The sequence below is a fragment of the Bacillus sp. FJAT-27225 genome (assembly GCF_001685025.1).
Taxonomy (GTDB): domain Bacteria; phylum Bacillota; class Bacilli; order Bacillales; family Cytobacillaceae; genus Bacillus_D.
Genome location: NZ_MAYU01000021.1, coordinates 367,977 through 385,876 on the forward strand (window position 1 = coordinate 367,977; position 17,900 = coordinate 385,876).

The 17,900-nt window shown below is 43.8% G+C and carries 14 protein-coding genes and 1 riboswitch; of the genes, 1 reads left to right on the forward strand and 13 read right to left on the reverse strand.

Annotated elements, in window-relative coordinates; genetic code table 11:
- Positions 1-115: 115 nt before the first annotated feature.
- A riboswitch (FMN riboswitch) is annotated at positions 116-260 on the reverse strand.
- An 89-nt stretch (positions 261-349) separates the two neighbouring features.
- From A8F94_RS13865 to A8F94_RS13905, 9 genes are all read right to left on the reverse strand, one after another.
- Positions 350-1,474, reverse strand: coding sequence for an ABC transporter permease (locus tag A8F94_RS13865; RefSeq protein ID WP_066201483.1), 1,125 nt, complete (start codon positions 1,472-1,474; stop codon positions 350-352).
- Positions 1,467-2,672 (reverse strand): ABC transporter permease, encoded by a 1,206-nt coding sequence (locus A8F94_RS13870; protein ID WP_066201486.1) that lies wholly within the window; start codon positions 2,670-2,672, stop codon positions 1,467-1,469. The genes A8F94_RS13865 and A8F94_RS13870 overlap by 8 nt, the downstream gene beginning before the upstream one ends.
- Before the next feature lie 11 nt (positions 2,673-2,683).
- A complete protein-coding gene (locus A8F94_RS13875) occupies positions 2,684-3,616 on the reverse strand; it encodes an ABC transporter ATP-binding protein (protein ID WP_066201491.1) in 933 nt (310 codons plus the stop codon).
- A 542-nt stretch (positions 3,617-4,158) separates the two neighbouring features.
- Complete coding sequence (locus A8F94_RS13880) at positions 4,159-4,740, reverse strand: 5' nucleotidase, NT5C type (protein WP_066201493.1); 582 nt, start codon at positions 4,738-4,740, stop codon at positions 4,159-4,161.
- Positions 4,741-5,844, reverse strand: coding sequence for a bifunctional diaminohydroxyphosphoribosylaminopyrimidine deaminase/5-amino-6-(5-phosphoribosylamino)uracil reductase RibD (ribD, locus tag A8F94_RS13885; RefSeq protein ID WP_066201496.1), 1,104 nt, complete (start codon positions 5,842-5,844; stop codon positions 4,741-4,743).
- Entirely contained in the window at positions 5,837-6,598 is a 762-nt protein-coding gene (locus A8F94_RS13890; RefSeq protein ID WP_066201498.1) for a GTP cyclohydrolase II, read from the reverse strand. Before A8F94_RS13890 ends, ribD begins: the two co-directional genes overlap by 8 nt.
- Positions 6,599-6,748: 150 nt before the next feature.
- Positions 6,749-8,437, reverse strand: coding sequence for a hypothetical protein (locus A8F94_RS13895; protein ID WP_066201501.1), 1,689 nt, complete (start codon positions 8,435-8,437; stop codon positions 6,749-6,751).
- Between the two features lie 23 nt (positions 8,438-8,460).
- Positions 8,461-10,128: a hypothetical protein gene (locus A8F94_RS13900; RefSeq protein WP_066201504.1), complete on the reverse strand. Its 1,668-nt coding sequence runs from the start codon at positions 10,126-10,128 to the stop codon at positions 8,461-8,463.
- 366 nt (positions 10,129-10,494) lie between these two features.
- Positions 10,495-11,163: a hypothetical protein gene (locus A8F94_RS13905; RefSeq protein ID WP_066201507.1), complete on the reverse strand. Its 669-nt coding sequence runs from the start codon at positions 11,161-11,163 to the stop codon at positions 10,495-10,497.
- 235 nt (positions 11,164-11,398) lie between these two features.
- Here A8F94_RS13905 and A8F94_RS13910 point away from each other — a divergent pair, with 235 nt between their 5' ends.
- Positions 11,399-11,818, forward strand: a complete 420-nt coding sequence (locus tag A8F94_RS13910; protein ID WP_066201510.1) for a VOC family protein — start codon at positions 11,399-11,401, stop codon at positions 11,816-11,818.
- Between the two features lie 135 nt (positions 11,819-11,953).
- On the opposite strand, the gene A8F94_RS13915 is transcribed toward A8F94_RS13910, so the two are convergent.
- From A8F94_RS13915 to A8F94_RS13930, 4 genes are all read right to left on the reverse strand, one after another.
- Positions 11,954-12,853 carry a CPBP family intramembrane glutamic endopeptidase gene (locus A8F94_RS13915; protein ID WP_066201514.1) on the reverse strand — a complete coding sequence of 300 codons (900 nt, stop codon included), beginning with the start codon at positions 12,851-12,853 and terminating at the stop codon, positions 11,954-11,956.
- A 192-nt stretch (positions 12,854-13,045) separates the two neighbouring features.
- A complete protein-coding gene (locus A8F94_RS13920) occupies positions 13,046-13,792 on the reverse strand; it encodes a L,D-transpeptidase family protein (RefSeq protein WP_066201517.1) in 747 nt (248 codons plus the stop codon).
- A 536-nt stretch (positions 13,793-14,328) separates the two neighbouring features.
- Positions 14,329-16,098 (reverse strand): ABC transporter ATP-binding protein, encoded by a 1,770-nt coding sequence (locus A8F94_RS13925; RefSeq protein WP_066201521.1) that lies wholly within the window; start codon positions 16,096-16,098, stop codon positions 14,329-14,331.
- Positions 16,085-17,851, reverse strand: a complete 1,767-nt coding sequence (locus A8F94_RS13930) for an ABC transporter ATP-binding protein (protein ID WP_066201524.1) — start codon at positions 17,849-17,851, stop codon at positions 16,085-16,087. The genes A8F94_RS13925 and A8F94_RS13930 overlap by 14 nt, the downstream gene beginning before the upstream one ends.
- Positions 17,852-17,900: the final 49 nt, after the last annotated feature.

Below are 17,900 nucleotides of genomic sequence, written 5' to 3' on the forward strand. Positions count from 1 at the left end.
AAAGCATACTGCTTTGGGGCTGGATAAAGTCATGGTTAAATAAGATACCACACATCATGTTTTTTCAAAAAAAGCATGACAAACAAAAGGACAGACCCGCCCTTTTTCGGTACCACCAATCCTTCTCCCATCCAGACTATACTGTCGGCCCTGGAATTGCACCAGGTCCACCGTTTGCCAATCGGCAACCGGGTCACGGGCTTGGAAGCTTCAGCTTCATCACCGCCGGTAGGGAATTTCACCCTGCCCCGAAGGATTATTATATGAAATTAGTTTGATTATATCTCTTTCGGAAATAAAAACAAAATAAAACGTCTTATCCCATCTAGGCAAATTATACCTTTGAGGTTTAGTACCTAATCTTGCGCAATCCCAAAGTATAGAACAGTATTGAAAAACCAACCAATGCAGCGACTGAAGTCCAAATAGTACCTGCATGCAGACTGCCGCCGACAATTTCACGGATGCCTGACATCATCCAGCTCTGTGGCACAAATTTGGCAATCAGCTTCATGATATCAGGAACGATTTCAAGGGGCCAGTATAGGCCTCCAAGCATGGATGTACTGACAATCAGCACCGCACTCACAGCGCCTGCCTGCTGTTTTGTTTTCACAATTCCTGCAATCATCAGTCCAAAACCAACAATCGTCAATATGACCAGTGATGCATAAAGGATGAACCAAACAAGGTTCCCCCACTTCCCGCCATATATCAATGAAATTGCTGACATTAAGACACTAAGCTGAATCCAGCCCATCAGGAAATAAGACATTACATAACCGGCAACGACTTGGCCTCTTGTTGCAGGTGTTGTCATTAGCCTTGGCCATGTACCTCCTGCCCTTTCTTCGAGGATTGCTGAGGCTGCTGACGATATACCGAACATCATGAACATTAAGGTAAAACCGATCGAAAGTAAGCTGATATCGGCACTAAATTTACCTTCCTTTTGAATGATTTCCTTTTCGATCTTCATAGCTTCTTGGCCAGCAACCTCATTCAGTAGAACTGGCCATGCTTCTTCACTGATACTCGCTGCCATACTGCCTGTGCTTGCCAATGTTCTTGCTGTTCCCTCCAGATATGGGTACAAACCGGTATATTCCCGTGTTTCCCGCTGGACAATGATTTCGAATAACGGTTCTGTTCCACCGATTCTCTCTTCAATTCCATCAGGAATAAGAATTGCAGCAATTGCTTCCTGCTCTTTTACCAATGACATTGCGTCCTTTTCCGACACCTGTTTCCATTTGTATTGGTCATTACCAGTTAACAGCTTTACCGCCTGGCCGGTTAAAGGGGCCCCACCGCCAGCAACTGCTACAACAGGTTTGCTTCGGTCGCTGTTTGAAGCCATGCCCCCAAAAATAAGGCTGAAAAGAAGCGGCATCACAAACATAACCACCCAAGCCGATGGCGTCCGGAACATTTCCTTCACATGGAGGAAAGCGATTGCCCACACTCTACGCATACTTGACCCTCCTCTCCGCAGACAAACGAATCCAGCCCAGTGCCAGAAACACGATCCCCAGTCCGAACAGGGCCACAGCCTCCATGAGTACATCGCCTGTACCGGCACCACCCATCAATTCAAGAAATGATTGCAGCGCAAGCGCATTGGGCAATATTCTCGTAATGGAGTTAACCCAATCCGGGAAAAGGTAAAGCGGGACCATACTGCCTCCGACTGCTGCCATGATTTGCGTTGCAAGGCTGCCTGCCACGTCGAAAGACTTTCCTGTTTCCATGAGTGAACCAACGAGAACCCCGAGCCCGCATGCACTGAATACAAAGCCCAACCCAATGATAAGAAGGCCGAGGATGGAAGTTCCCCAATCAACTCCAAATACTAGCCGTGTTCCCAGTACTATGATGAAAAGCTGGACGGATGCCAAAACTAGCAGACCGGCCATTTTCCCCACGAGATAGTTCCGATACGTTAATCTAGAAACCAGCAGCCGCTTATACACTTCCTGCTCTTTTTCCTGAATCATCATTCCCACACCAATTACCACTGTCATCAGCAGGAACATAACGCCCATTCCAGCAGCATAATACTGAAAAGAACTAACTGTTTTTTCGTCTTCACCAACTGCCCGTTCCTTAAGTAAAGGTGAAGAATCGGCGTCCATTGAATTCCAGGAAGCCACCTTAGGGTCAATCTGTCTTCCAGCCTTGGCAGCTGTTTCAATCGCAAGCTTCATTCCCGATACTTGGACTGCGGCTTGTCTCGCGAACTGCTGGACTACATTCTCAACAATAATCGGCTGCAGCCCTGCTGAAGGGATCGATACAATTTTCACAGTCGTTTCATCACCCGCAAGTACCGATTTCGAAAAATCCTTACCAATAAAAAGGCCAATTGAAATGTCCTGATTTCTCAACTGCCTATGTAACTTGTCTTCGTCAACCACCTTTACTTTTACTAAATCAGGCAGACCTTTTGAAAAAACATCCGTTGCCAGTGTATCGCCTAGCTCACCTTCATCAAGATTAGCGATGCCCAACGTAAACTGCTCGATAGCCGCTTCGTCTTCTCCCATCAAACCGCCAAATGCAGCGCCGAGAATTCCGATGAGGATCATAGGCATCAATACAAGGGTAAGCAGTGCCTTTCGGTCCCTGCCAATCAGCAAAAGATCCTTTGCCGCCAGCCAAAAGTAGCTCATGTGAATCCCTCCTAGTCCCGCAGGCTTCTTCCCGTTAAATGCAGGAAGACGCTTTCGAGATTGGGTTCAACAATTTCGACCGATGAAATCCCTGCACCCCGGTCAGTTATTGTTTGAACGAGCGAGCTCAATACGGTTTGGGGTTCTTTATGGAAAACAGTCAGCTTATTGCCCTCCAAGTTGATGTCCTGCCATGGGATTCCATTTAGAAAACCGGCAGGCTGTTCAAACTCTCCGTTTACATCAAACACCATTCTTGATCTGTCCCCAATTGATTCCCTAAGCTCTGGTATTGTTCCGCATGCAATCAGCTTCCCATGATCCATGATGCCAATCCGTGTACAGAGAAACTCAACTTCCTCCATGTAATGGCTCGTATAGATGACGGTCATTCCGTCCTGGTTCAGCTTTTTGACTGTTTCAAGGATATGTGTGCGAGACTGGGGATCGATTCCAACGGTCGGTTCATCCATAATAAGCAAGTGTGGCCTATGCAAGATAGCCGCCCCGATATTTACCCTTCTCTTCATTCCGCCAGAAAAAGTTGAAACCTTGTCCTTTGCCCGATCGGATAATCCAATCAATTCTAGAACCTCAGTAACCCTCTCCTCTAGCATCCGTCCGGTTAGGTCATACATCCGCCCCCAGAATTTCAAGTTCTCTTTTGCACTCATTTCCTGATAGAGAGCGATATCCTGAGGAACAATCCCAATCAGCCCCTGTGCCTTTTTGGGCTCCCTCACCATGTCGATTCCGGCTATTGTAATAGCTCCAGAAGTAGGGGGAAATAATCCAGTAATCATGTTGATCGTCGTCGACTTGCCTGCACCATTCGGTCCGAGGAGACCAAATGCTTCTCCCTTTTTGACCGAAAAAGAGACCCCCTTTACTGCTTCTAACTCCCTAAACGATTTCCTTAACTCAGAGACTGACAATAGTTCCATCGTACCACCTCTCTCTTTTTACACGCACCTTAACTATACCAATTTTCCCAATAATTAGAATCATTTTTGTGGAATTTTTTACAAATATCCAACAATAAAGTGAAACTTCAATCAGTGACGAATTCTACTAATAGACAGTCTCTTCCTACTGCCGCTAACTAATAAAAGGGCGTGGAGTAACGAAACTATTAAGAGCTTGGTTCAGTACTCAATTACCCGAACTTTTACCGCCCGCTTTAACAACTTATCGCCCTGAATGAATGTTTTTTATCCCTCTATCGCAATTATTTCACCCTGAACAAACAATATATCGCCCTTATTCACAATTCAGACACGCTTCGCCAATACGTAAACACTACCAATTGAATGGAAACACCCTTTAAAAGCCAAATACTCTTCAAGCCCCTCTGTCATCGGTGTACAAAATGGGAATCTGACTGCCTTCCTTTAAGGATTCAGACGTTGACATCAAAGATAAATGGCAGCCATAGTTTCTTAATAACCAAAAAAACAGCCGCACGTTTTTGTGCAGCTGTAAGTAATCACTTATTGGTTTTGCTTTTTTCCAGAATCTCATCAAGTTCAGACCAGTCTAAAACCCTTGGCAAGTCCAGATGCTTGTTATAGGACTGGTCCTTGATAAAGACCTTAAGCCCTTCCTCTTCAAGCAAAGTATTCAGAACATCCGGCTTGTCGTCAAAATAGTAATCCAGTTTCAATTCCCGGATAATATTGATCTTCTCCGTATCCTGCATTCCATAAAAGAATCGGCTGTCTTCTACTGGAAACCCATTCTTCTTCATCCACTCTATTGTGCGTTCCCGGTGCCCCTGTGGCCTGGAAGTTATGTAAAAAATTTCATGTCCCTGATCAGCAAGCTTATTTACCGCTTCAACCGCACCCGGGTAAGGGGGACAGTTGGTAAAGTAAATCTCCTCAAGTGAAGATAGCCAGGCTTGTCTGCCTTCATCATCCGTCAAGCCAAAAGGTTCATGTATTTCAACCCGGTTCAGCTTATGAAACTCTTCAAGAGGGACTTGCTTATTGAACTTTTTATTATAGATGCCAAAAGCGTGTTCCCTCAAGCTAATTAATGTGTCATCAATGTCAAATCCCAGCCTCATCTAGCTTTCACCTTCCGGATAGACAGGATAGCCGACAAACTTAAAATCTTTGCCAACCTGTGTAATGCTGGTTTCCGTCAGTTCAACCGCATCTTTCATTTTATCAATGCCTGTCCCTTCAAGAAAAGTTGGGGCATTCTTGCCGCCAATCAGCTTCGAGGCAACATAAAGGACGACTTTATCAATTAGTTTCTGTTCAAGGAAGCTGCCATTGACTGTCCCTCCACCTTCAATCAGAACAGAAGAAACAAGTTTTTCACCAAGGATGGTCATCACATCCTGAATGTTGACTCTTTGCTTTCCCTCCGTCTGGAAAATCTCAATTCCTCGGCCGGAGAGCAAATCTGCTTTATCTTTATCATATGTCTGGCTTGTAAAAATCCAGGTAGGGGCAAGGCCATCGGTAACAACCTTGGATTCGGCCGGAATTTTCAATGACGAATCAAGGACAATTCGGATTGGATTACGTCCATTCGGAATCCGTGCTGTCAGCTCTGGATCATCCTCAATAACAGTATTTGCACCCACAAGAATGGCCATATTTTCACTGCGGAGGTGATGGACATCGCGCCTTGCATCTGCCGACGTAATCCATTTGCTGTCGGATGTATGGCTGGCAATTTTCCCATCAAGAGTGATTCCTGCCTTCATCGTAACAAACGGTTTTTTCTTAACAATAAACTTATTGAAAACTTCGTTCATCGTTCTTGACTCTTCCTCACGAATGCCTATTACGACTTCTATCCCTGCATCCTTTAATATCCTGACTCCATTGCCTGCAACAACCGGATTCGGGTCTAGCGTTGCAATAACAACCGTATTTAGGCCAGCCTCGACAATTGCTTCTGCACACGGACCCGTACGCCCATGGTGCGAACAAGGCTCAAGCGTTACATAAATGGTTCCGCCTTTTGCCTTGTCGCCAGCCATTCTGAGTGCATGAATCTCGGCATGCGACTCGCCTGCTTTAAGGTGGGTTCCAACCCCGACAATCCGATTGCCATTTACAATTACCGAGCCCACAAGAGGATTTGGGTCTGTCTGCCCTTTCATTGCCCGGGCATTCTGCAGAGCCAAATCCATGTAAAATTCATGATTAGTCATTTGTGACTTCCCCTTGTTCATCTTCCTTTAAGTGTCCGGACCGATTGATTTTGGTTTGCAAATATTTCTTGTTATATTCGGAAACGTCGCCCCAAAGCGGCTTTCGTCCACTTACTGGCAAACCTGATTCTTTAAGTGCTTCAAGCTTCCTTGGATTATTCGTCATCAAGGTAACCGGCTTGGAACGGAGTGCCTTCAGTACGGTAATCGCATCATCATAGTTCCGTGCATCGTCAACGAACCCGAGCTTTTCATTTGCCTCTACAGTATCATAGCCTTGTTCCTGAAGAATGTATGCCATTGCCTTGCTGAAAAGGCCAATACCGCGCCCTTCATGGTTTGCCAGGTAAAAAAGTGCACCTGTTCCGTGCTCGACAATCATTTTCATCGACTGCTTCAACTGGAAGCCGCAATCACAACGCTTGCTGCCAAAAATATCTCCAGTATGGCAAATTGAATGCATCCGGATAATCGCGTCATCCCCAAATTGGAAGTCACCGTAGACGAGCACACTGGATTGCTGCAGCTCCGCAAGATTTACGTTTGAAAGCTTATCAATAATCCGCTGGAAGTCCTCGGTCACTTCATCACAATTCAGCCAGCAGTACCATTGAAAGACAACTGTTTCACCGTATAAATTAACTGGCAGCCTGATTGGCCCTACCAGATAAATGGCGCCTTCGCCTGTTTTAATCAATTGTATTTTATCCTGCAAAGCGATCAGAGCTTCTGATTGTAATTTGGCCTGAGTCACATTTAATTCCTCCTTGGGAGTAGTTTTCTTTATGAATGGTAATTTTATGAACACTATCATAAGTTACATCCTTTTTCAAAGAAATACAACTTTGATGCACTCTTTTTAGCAATGATTGCAGGCCATTCCTACTGACTAAAATAAATTTTATTACAGTTTCATTTCAATGAATTCGTCTCTATACGGATTATAATTAAGCCAGTCGTCAAAACTTTCATCATTCACTTTAAAATAGTTTTTGGCAAAGCGGATAAATTCAATCGTTGCAATCTTTTTACCCGAGTATGTCTTTAAATAGCCAGACAGAAAATTCCATCTATCATTTTGGCTGTGGGGCTTCATTAACTCCCATAATCGATATGCAGGCTTTAATTGGGTATGGACGATCAAACCACTCGTTGTACTGTAATATTGTTCCGGCGGAAGGTTCGCTTTACCGCTTTCCCATCCCTTTAATACATTCAAATATTCCAATGTGTATTGAAAGCTTTCTTCCTCCGTTAACTGTTTTCCATCAAGAAAGTATAGCGATGCAGCCAATTCAGAAAGGCCGTATTGAAGCCACAAATCCCTGTAACGGTCAAACAGGACTTTCCCATAAAACCATTGCTGGGCTGTTTGCACGACAACAGCATGCTCCAACGTTTCCTCTATCCTTGCAAACATACTCATCCCCTCCCTTCTGTTCTCAGGAACAAGAATCAAGCCCGGATAGCTGCCACGGTTAGCCTTTGTTAAAACAATATCCAACTGTTTATATGGATATGGCCCAAGTTTTTCCTCAAAAAAGGAAACTGCCTCGGCTGCAGCCTTCAGGGCATGTTCGCCATCAGATTGTTTACCTTGTTCGAAATGGACGCGAATTGTCATATCGTTTACTTTTGCTTCCTCTTGAACAAACCCGTCCAGGAGCATCAGGTACCACTCATTTAAAGCGTTAGCCTTGATCGTACCTGCAGCTGCCTTTGTCGCAGGATCACTGCCTGATGAGACGATATTGAAATCTTTAAAAAGCTGATAGTGAATAGTATACTCTGCCTCCGCGGAAGTGTACGTATCCTTCTGTTCAAAATAAGGCAGAAGATTCCAGCTGCCATCAAAATCCGGTACAAGCGGATACCACTGGGGTAAGTTATAACTGCCGTTCTCTTGATACATACCTGGGAGTGAAAATGTATACTTTATTTCGATATTTCCTGTTTTTCCTTTGTTTAACGTAGAGGAAGGGTAAAGCCTTAATCTGTCCTCCTCGAGAAAATACTTAACAGGCTCTCCGTTATACTGGACAGATTCTACCTTTACCTCACCGCCCCCAACCTTTTTTAGGCATGCTTCAAACGCAAGCCCCCCTTTCGAATAGCACTTTAGTCTTGCATTCGTGCCCATCCGATTCAAATAAAAGTAAAGCAGGATTTCATTCCAGTTTAGGCTGGATGTATTTGTTAAACCTATCTTCGCCTTAACATTAAATACATTTTCTTTTGGCATCTGGATATCAAAGTTATAGACAGCCTTACTTCCGGTTTTCAGTACCTCTGGTTTAAAATCAGGACTAAGTCCGGCCTTATTTACTTTAACGGGCCTTTTTCCATGGGATGATTGAACTCCGTCTGTTTTCACAGCCACATCCGCTGAATCACCCTTCATTAGTTGGACGATGAGGCCTTTACTAAAATACATTCCTAATCCGAAAATGATTATAGCAGCGATTAAAACGAGTTGTTTTTTTCCAAGAAAAACGGTTTGCCTGGTATCGATCCGCTCAAAACTAAATTCTTTATACTTTCGCGAACCTCCTAATCTCTCAAACTCCTTGTTTACGAATTTGAATTTATCCATAAGTCCTCCCTGCCGATTTTTTCCTAAAGCTTAAACGACTCTATGCCTTCATTTGTTGCATATGGATTATAGTCCAGCCACTTGGCAAACATTCCGTCCCCAACTTTAAAATACTCTTTTGAAAACCGGATAAACTCGAAGCTGGATAACTTTTTCCCGGAATATGTTTCAAGATATGTTCTCAAGAACGAAAGTCCCCCATTGGCACCATATGGACGAGAAATCCGCCATAGTTCAACAGCCGGCTGTGCCCTTGTATAAGCGAAATGACCTCCCATTGAACCGCGATAGTCGGATAGTGGCAGATTGGAATTCAAATCTTCCCTCACTCCAAAAAAATCATTGACTTCTTGTGCCAGCGCAAAGCTATCTTTCTCACTCCACTTCTCGTGCTCAAGTAAATATAAGCAGGCAGCAAATTCAGCAAACCCATCCACCATCCATGTATCTTTAAATCGATCTACCTCCACATGCCCATGGAACCATTGTTGAGCGATACGATAAATTAAGGCGCGATGTTCATCTTCTTCCACTTTAAGGTAAATAGGATTAACCGTTTTTCGCTTTTCAGGAACAAAGACAATTCCCGGATAACTTCCTTCTCTTTCCTTGGAAAGAATGAGGTCCAGCTGCCTGTAGGGATATTCCCCCAATTTCTCTTCAAAGAAGGAAATCACGTTTGCCGCCGTTTCAATACTCTGATCCACTCGTGATTCCTGGCCTTTTTCAGCAAAAACCCTTATTGAGAGTTCCTTCACTTTTGTTTCTTTTGCTGCTTTATGAGGCCAAAGCATGACAAACATCTCAGGAATGCCTTTTTCATTTTGCATTCCAGCCCTTTGAGCCTCTTCCGGGTCGATTCCCGAAGTAACCACATGAAAATCCTTTACCAGCTCATACGTAAAATCAAAATTGCCGGGAGACGAAGAAGTTAACTGCCATTCCTTCCTGTCAATCTGCGGAACAATCGGGTGCCATTGCAGCAGGTTATACGTTTCATTTTCAGTGAAAAATTGAGGTAAAGAGAATGTATAATCAAAGTCTACCCTTGCTTTCGTTCTTGAACTGAAAGCCCTCTGAAGGTCAAGCTTAACAACCGTCTCATCGAATTGATAATTCATTTTTTCTCCGTTGAGTTTGATTGACTTTAATTCAAATGCTCCCCCATCCTTCAAGTTACTGATGCATTGATCAACTGCCCATGAAAAGACTCTTTCCTTGCATTTCGCTCTACTTAACTCGCCAACTTGATTCATAGAAAAGTTAAAGGGTATGTTACTTAAATTTGCTGATGATAGATTCTCGATATCTATCGATGCACTTGCCTCAAATTTGTTTTCCTCTATCATCCTTAAATTCAACTTATAGTCTGCCTTTATCCCAGGATTTAACGTTTCTGCCTTGAAATCATCTGGCAGCCCTATTTGCTCCAATTTCATTGCAGGTTCAGCCTGCTCTTTAGGATTTCCTTCTTCGGATGCTGAGTAGGCTCCCTCTTCCTGATTCTTTCGGGCTTCATCATTCTGAAAAAAGTAAATAGCAGTCCCTACAATTACAACGAGAGCTGCCGCAACAGATAATACAAGTTTTATCGGTTTTTTCCTTACTTGTGTACCATCATGAAATGTAAATTGCCTTTTCTTTTGGTCAAGCATTTGATAATCCTTGTTTACAAATTCAAATTTGTTCATCGAAAGCTCCCTCCCTCTGGCAAAAGTTTCCCTAAACGAATAGACTCTTTCACCCAGAAAAAGGTTGCAATCATAAAGTGAAACTTCAAACAGTGGCGATTTTCCACTGTTTGTTAGTCCCGTTCTACTGTCGCTAATTCGCCTAAGAGCGTGCCGAATAAGCGCCACTACGAACCCGATTGGTTCAACTATGCCGCTGAAGTTCACAGCGGCTAGTTTCACTGTATCTCACCAATCGGGCATTTAGGGTCAGTTGCCTCTGGAAGAGGCTTACTGACACTTAATGCGGGATATTTTTGACAGGGAATCCCTGGACAAGCATCTTGTATTTACAAAAGAAAGCCCGCCTAACGGCGAGCTTTCCGGTTAACTTTCTGCTTCCATTCTTGCTTCCTGATGCCTTTTCGTTGCCCATAATGAGGTAAGTAAAATCAGTTCAAACCCATTAACCGCGGCATTGCTATCCACAGGGATTGGAATTGCACTCCCAAGTCCCATTAGAATCACACCAATCGCCATCCACTTCCAGCCTTGCTTTTTCCAGACAGCCAGAGACGAAAAGAGCAGGATCAGTGATACTGCCATGACCATCATCGGCGGACCACTATTTTGTTCTGCAGGTTCATAACTTAAAACCCCATATTCGGTGTCCGGCTTCAATCTGATGCCCACCGTTTCTGCCGCTAATTCCAACACGATTAGAATAACCGTGATAGCCACTGCAATTAGAAAAGAAGGTTTTTGTTTGATCCATCTGACTCCCGCCCGTTTCATGGCTGTCCACGCAAACAATACGAGGGTAGGAGTAAAAAGCCCATGCAGCCAATAACGCACCAAATTCATGTTCTCTAGGGTTTCCCCCTTACCAATCCAGCTTCCTGAAGCCAATATCGCGTTATCATAAATAAGGCCTGCTGTTACTAGAAATAAGGCGTTTTCAGGGGAAAGCCAGCCATTCTCTTTATTTATTCTTAAACCCCAAACGAATAAGGCAATATAACAAAAAGCATAGATTATATACAACAGAGTATCCAAAAAAGGAGGCCTCCTAACTAAACCTCTATGTCTGGATTACTTTCCCCTTAATATTATTATCTTAAACGGAAGGCCACACTCGAGGTTTACAGAAGGATTTTAGTATACTGGGAAACAAGTAGCCTATCTTGGAAAAAGTACGACCAATGGAGTAGAGGATTTAAGGCTTCTGTATGGCAACAAAGCAGTGAATGTAAGATACACTGGGGTTATAAAACGAATTGGAGGTAAAGGAATGTCGAATTCTTGGTCAGAGTTATTACCTGTTGTTCAATTCAGAGTGGCACGCCCAACTGATAAATTGCAGGAAGTTGTGGCTTTTTACAGGGACGGGCTTGGCTTGAAGGTTATCGCTTCTTTCAAAGACCATGAAGGCTACGATGGGGTCATGCTTGGTCTCCCTGACAGCCATTATCATCTCGAATTTACCAGGCATGAATCTGGCAGCCCCTGCCCAGCACCAACCGAGGATAATTTGCTAGTTTTCTATATTCCTAACAAGGAAGCGCGGGATAGAATCGCTAAAAGGCTGGCAGAGATGGGCTATCCAGAAGTTGAACCTGAAAATCCATATTGGAAGAAGGCTGGAATAACAATTGCGGACCCTGACGGCTGGAGAATCGTTTTACAAAATTCGCCGGGGCTGTCCGGATAAACATTACATCTTATTTTTTTCACAGTTTACCTTACATGTTCAGAAGAGGATGGATCTATACTTTTCTATTAGACAAAGAAGGCATCAGCGCTAACCTGCTGATGCCTTCGATGTTCAAGATGTGAAAACATTCTTTCAAGACGCATGACTGTGTCCGGCAAACTTTTTTAACGACAAAATCCCAAAAATAGAAAACGCAATAATGGACCAAACAAACGATAGTTTAGGATTTATATTGGATACAACAAACAAAGAAGGAATATTCCCGTATACCGTGCTATCCATTGTTACGAACCAGCCAATGAACATATTGTTTGCTGCATGCGCGCCAATTGAGAGTTCGGCACTGTTTGTACGGGCCGTGATATAGCACCATATCACACCTGAAAGAACATAATCCGCACCAACGAAGACGGCCGAATAGCCCATTTCCGGATTTGAAAAATGCAATGCTCCGAAGATGCCTCCTGCTATGACCGATAAAGCAAGTGGTGTGGAGACCAGCCTTCCAACCCACTGCATCAAATACCCCCTAAAAAACACCTCTTCCGTGGTCGTCTGAATTGGTGTCAAAACCAGTACCGATAAAAACAAGAGCCAAAAATCGATAGAATCAAAAGTATTGAAGGAATAATCTTCTGGGTTCATTAAAAAATCGGCGGCAGTAGTTCCTGTGAGCAGACAAAAAAACAGCGCAAAGCCCCAAAAAATCTTTTTCCAATTTATACTCCTATAAGGGGTTACCAGGCTGATTAAGCCCCTTTTATGAACAAGTCGTATCCAAAGTGCAATACCGCCAAGCCAAAACACATAAATCAAATGGGAAAACACAAAATCATACACCGGATTCACATTTACCCATATCATCTTGTCACTGTCATAGTATGTACCTGGGTTTCCTCCAAACCACCCATCCATCACCAGGGAATAAACCGCAGAGCCGATAAACATAAAAATCATGATAAGTACGAAAGAGCATATGTACCTCTTCCAATTGTTTTTTCCCACCTTAATGTTTATAAAATCTTCCTTCAAACACTCCACCTTCCCCTTCTTTGCTCCTCCTACGGCCTGTACACCTTCTTCTAGTCTATTCACTCAATGATTAATAATGAACCCTTGCAGGAAACGCCCTATCGAATAGTTCCTGAGAATAGTTGAAAAAGGAAAAAGGAGGACATTTCTGCCCTCCCTAAACATATTCAGTAAACGAAATACTGCTAGTTATTATATTCCCAACTTGGACTTCGTGGTAGTACCGACAATTCCATCTGCCTTTAGCTTGTTGTCCTGTTGGAACCTTTTTACGGCCGCTTCAGTTGCTGGACCGAATGCCCCGTCAATTCCCTTTGTATTATAGCCTTTCTTTGTCAGGATGGTCTGGAGCTGTTTCACTACTGGACCCTTCATTCCTTTTTTCAGAACTGCACTTGGTGTGGCTGCAACAGGGGCAGCACCGCCACCCGTTCCTTTCAATCCATATGACGCGGCGATGGAATCAAAGGATTTGCTGGAGGTAGTGATGACGACCGGTGTATTCACCTCTACCTGGGAGAAGAGCCATTCTACCTCGTTATCATACATCCGGATACAGCCGCCACTGACATAGCCGCCAATCGAGGATGGATTATTATTTCCGTGAATGGCATAGGTCGTTCCCCATGTGCCCCTGGCATTCAGGCCAAGCCATCTATCCCCCAGCGGGTTTCTTGGATCGCCTCCAGGAATATTCGAACTGTAATACGGACGATTTTTGATTTTATTTACAACCTTGAACTTTCCTTCAGGTGTATAGGTAGGCTTTCGTCCAGTGCCAACCTTGAAGGTTTTTACGAGTTTGTTATTATCATAATAAGCCAGTTTGTTATTGGCTTTATTTATAATAATGAATTCCCCCGCTCCCGCTGCCAACGCCGGTACCTCGAACAATACAATAGACAACAACAGCATTAGGCTAATCATAATCTTTTTCATTTCCCAATCCCCCTTATTACGCAACACGCTTTATCCTATGCAGCTCTGTATTAAAATGGTGTAAAGATAAGTGCATATCGATTACAAAATATTGCATCGGATAAAACGTAATCACAATAATAGACTTTCTATTGAAATAATTGTTACATAAATTCCTCTAAACTGGAAAATAAACATTTCCTCTTTTTATGACAAAAGCTGTCAATAAAATATGGATTGAGATTTGTTATGTGACATAGGATTCCGGTTAATCGGACCGCCACTAGAAGGATTTCAAACCGATTATTCAAGCGCCACTCACTATTGAATGTGGCCGTCTTAAAGTTTATCCGAGGCTTTTAACCATATATCCGAGAAAAATGAGTATGTTCGCGAATTTCAACCTTCAGCCACAATCACCACTCCGTAAACAGCACCAATTGAAGGAAAAATGGGTACCAATTTAAAACAGCTACACTAAATTGATGCCAGTCGATAAACATTCTCTCCATAACAAAAGGCCCCCATAAGTCTTGGGGACCTCCATTCTTGAACGATCATACTGCCTTTTGTGATGCATGCAGTTTCCAATATAAACCGCGGCGCTTGAGAAGTTGCTGATGTGTTCCTTCTTCAACAATCCGCCCTTTATCAATAAAAAGAATCCTTGTTGCATTTTGGATGGTTGACAGCCTATGGGCGATGATGAAAGACGTCCGGCCCTTCAATAGTGTTTCAAGCCCTTTTTGCAGAGCCAGCTCGGTTTCGGTATCAATTGACGAGGTTGCTTCATCCAGAATCAGAATTTTCGGGTCGGCCAACAGCGCCCTCGCAAATGAAATTAGCTGGCGCTGGCCGGTTGAAAGCCTCGTACCCCGCTCGTTCACCTCTGTAAAATACCCATCCTTTAAAGAGCTGATAAATTCATGTGCCTGGACCGCTTTTGCTGCCTCAATAACCTCTTCGTCTGTCGCATCGAGGCGCCCATATCGAATATTGTCCATTATTGTCCCTGAAAAAATAAATGGGTCCTGGAGCATGACGCCCATTTGCCGGCGAAGCGAGTGGATGGTGGCTCCGCTAATATCGATGCCATCAATTTCTATTTTCCCATCGGTAATATCATAAAAGCGGCTAAGCAGGCTGACGATAGTTGTTTTACCTGAACCGGTCGCACCGACAAGCGCGATTGTATCGCCCGCTTCTGCTGAAAAACTGACATCATCGAGAACCCGGCCTCCCTCGTCGTAGGCAAAGACCACATGCTTGAACTGAACATGCCCGCGAATTTCAGGAATTTCTTTCGCGTCCGGAGCATCAAGAACGGCAGGCTTTTCATCCATCGTCTCAAATATCCGTTCCAAATAAGCCATTGCATTGATGATCGCATTATAGAAGTTGCCAATGTTTGCGAGCGGCGTCCAGAACATCCAGATGTAACCGACAAAAGCAATCAGCGATCCGACTGTGACACCATCCCCGATCATAGACACACCGGCAAAGTAAATGAATGAGACTGTTAAAACCGAAATATTTTCAATAGCGGGCCATAATAGGAAATGGATTTTAATTGCCCTCATCCATGAATTCCTGTAGCTGCCTGATACCTCGCTGAAAATCCGTTTGTTTTCATGTTCCCTAGTAAACGCCTGGGTTACTTTTATTCCACTGATGCTTTCATGGATGTATGCATTCATATTGGATTGTTTATTGCTGACACTTTGCCACGCCTTTCTCTGGGCATTTTTCAACAGAAGGATGACACCAGCCAGAACCGGGAAGCCTGCCATTGCATAAAGAGTCAGCTGCGGGTCAATTGAAATCATGAACCCGACAATCACAATAAGGCTGAATAAATCAGTAATAACATTGATAATTCCATTTGACAGCAAATCACTTAATGAATTGACATAGTTCACGACTCTGACAAGGATTTTACCATGCGGCCTGCTGTCATAGAATGAAAAGGACAGGTTCTGCAAGTGGGTGAACAAATCTTTTCTGATGTCCCTAATGATACTCTGTCCAGTCTGGGTCATAATTCGGATTCTAAATTTCATGCATAATCCGCTCACGACTAGTGCTAGCAGGTAGATTCCTGCAAGCAGAACCAAACCAGGCACATCACCATCGGGTATTTTATCATCAATTGCCAGTTTGACCAGGTATGGTCCGACAAGATTGGCCGCACTTGCAACAAGCATAATCAAGACAGCCATTAGCAGTTTCCGATTGTATGGCCTCACAAAGCCCATCAGCCGTTTTAAATGGATGACCCTGAAAGGGGATTCCAGTTCTTCATCCACATCGAATTTATTCCGCGCCATGCTGGTATGCCACCTCCCTGTCAGCTGTAATGTCCGCAAATCCGCCATGCTGATTCACAAATACTTTATAGTAATAGCCTTTTGCCATAAGCAATTCCTCATGTGTGCCGCGCTCAATAATCCGCCCTTTTTCCAACACGATAATCAAATCGGCATCTTTAACCGAAGAAATCCGGTGTGCAATAATAAAGCATGTTTTTCCCTTTAAAATCTTCTTTAGAGTTTCCTGGATCCGTTGTTCGGTTTCCATATCAACGGCCGAGGTTGTATCATCCAGAACAAGGATGGATGGATTTTTTAAGATTGCCCGAGCAAGGGCTATCCGTTGCTTTTGGCCTCCGGAAAGTCCGACACCACGCTCCCCGACAATGGTGTCATAGCCCTCAGGCAGTTCCTCGATGAACTCATCCGCTTCCGCCATCCTCGCAGCTTCTTTTACGGCTTCAAATGGCGCATCAGGATTGCCATATGCAATATTCCCTTCGATTGTGTCTGAAAACAGGAAAATATCCTGCATAACCATTGCCATGTTTTCACGAAGTCTTTCGATATCCCATTCCTTTACATTCGTCCCATCTACCTTAACCTCGCCGCTGTCGGCATCGTAAAAACGGTTAAGCAGATTAACCACTGTTGATTTCCCTGAACCAGTTGCACCGATAATCCCAACTGTCTGCCCGGGCTCTGCTTTAAAGCTAACATCGTTCAAAACGTTTTCATCGCCGTAGCTAAAGGACACCTGGTTGAACTCAACATATCCCTTAAGCGGTTCTTTCTTACCTCCGGCAGTATTGAGGATTTTAGCGGGAGTTTTGAGAAGCTCTTCAACCTTCTTGGCCGAAGCTATAAAGCGCTGCACATCATTGATGAGCCAGCCTGCCATCCTCATGGGATTGTTCAATGCCCAGATTAAGCCATTAAACATTGCCAACTCGCCAAGTGATAGCGAACCGTTAATGACCATTATCCCGCCAACGAGGATCATGACGACAATGAAGACTCCGGCAAGCGAATCAAGTACCGGCAGGAATTTTTCCCAAACCTTGGCTGAGGCAAGATTCTTTTCCTTATATCCCTCATTTTCAGAGGTGAATTTTTCGATTTCGTACTGTTCTTTTGCAAACGCCTTAACAACCCTGTTTCCGCTAATATTTTCCTGAACGACTGAATTCAATTTTGCAAATTGTCCGCGAATCTCAGAAAATGTCGGACCGACTGCGAATGTCAGTCTGTATGCAAAAAAACCGATGACAGGTGTGACAGCAAGCATAGCCAGCGCAAGCTGAGGGTGGATGGCAAACATGAAGCCAACCGCAAACAGCAGAATCGTCGCATTTTCAAAAATCATATAAATCGACCAGGCTGTAAACACCCGGACCATTTCCATATCACCGGTCATCCTTGCCATAATATCGCCGGTCTTTGTTTTATCGTAGAAATAAAAATCGAGCAGGTTCAGCTTATCATACAGCTTACCCCTGATCGTATAGACAACATTTTGTGAGATTCGCTCGAAAATCAATTGATACGTGTAACGGATGAACGTTTTGAGAATGGTCGCCCCAATCATGATTCCAATTAGCGAAAACAGCATCCCTTTCTCATTTCCAAGGATTACATCATCAATGATTTTACCAGCTATATATGGGTTAACGAGATTTAGTGATGTCACAACAAGCGCCATCATCAAAGCAAGAATGAATCTCCCCCTATATATCCTGATATACCCCCAAACCCAGCGAATGCTATGCATATGTAATTCCTCCCCCTTCAGCATTCCGTAAACATTAAAAAACCCCTAT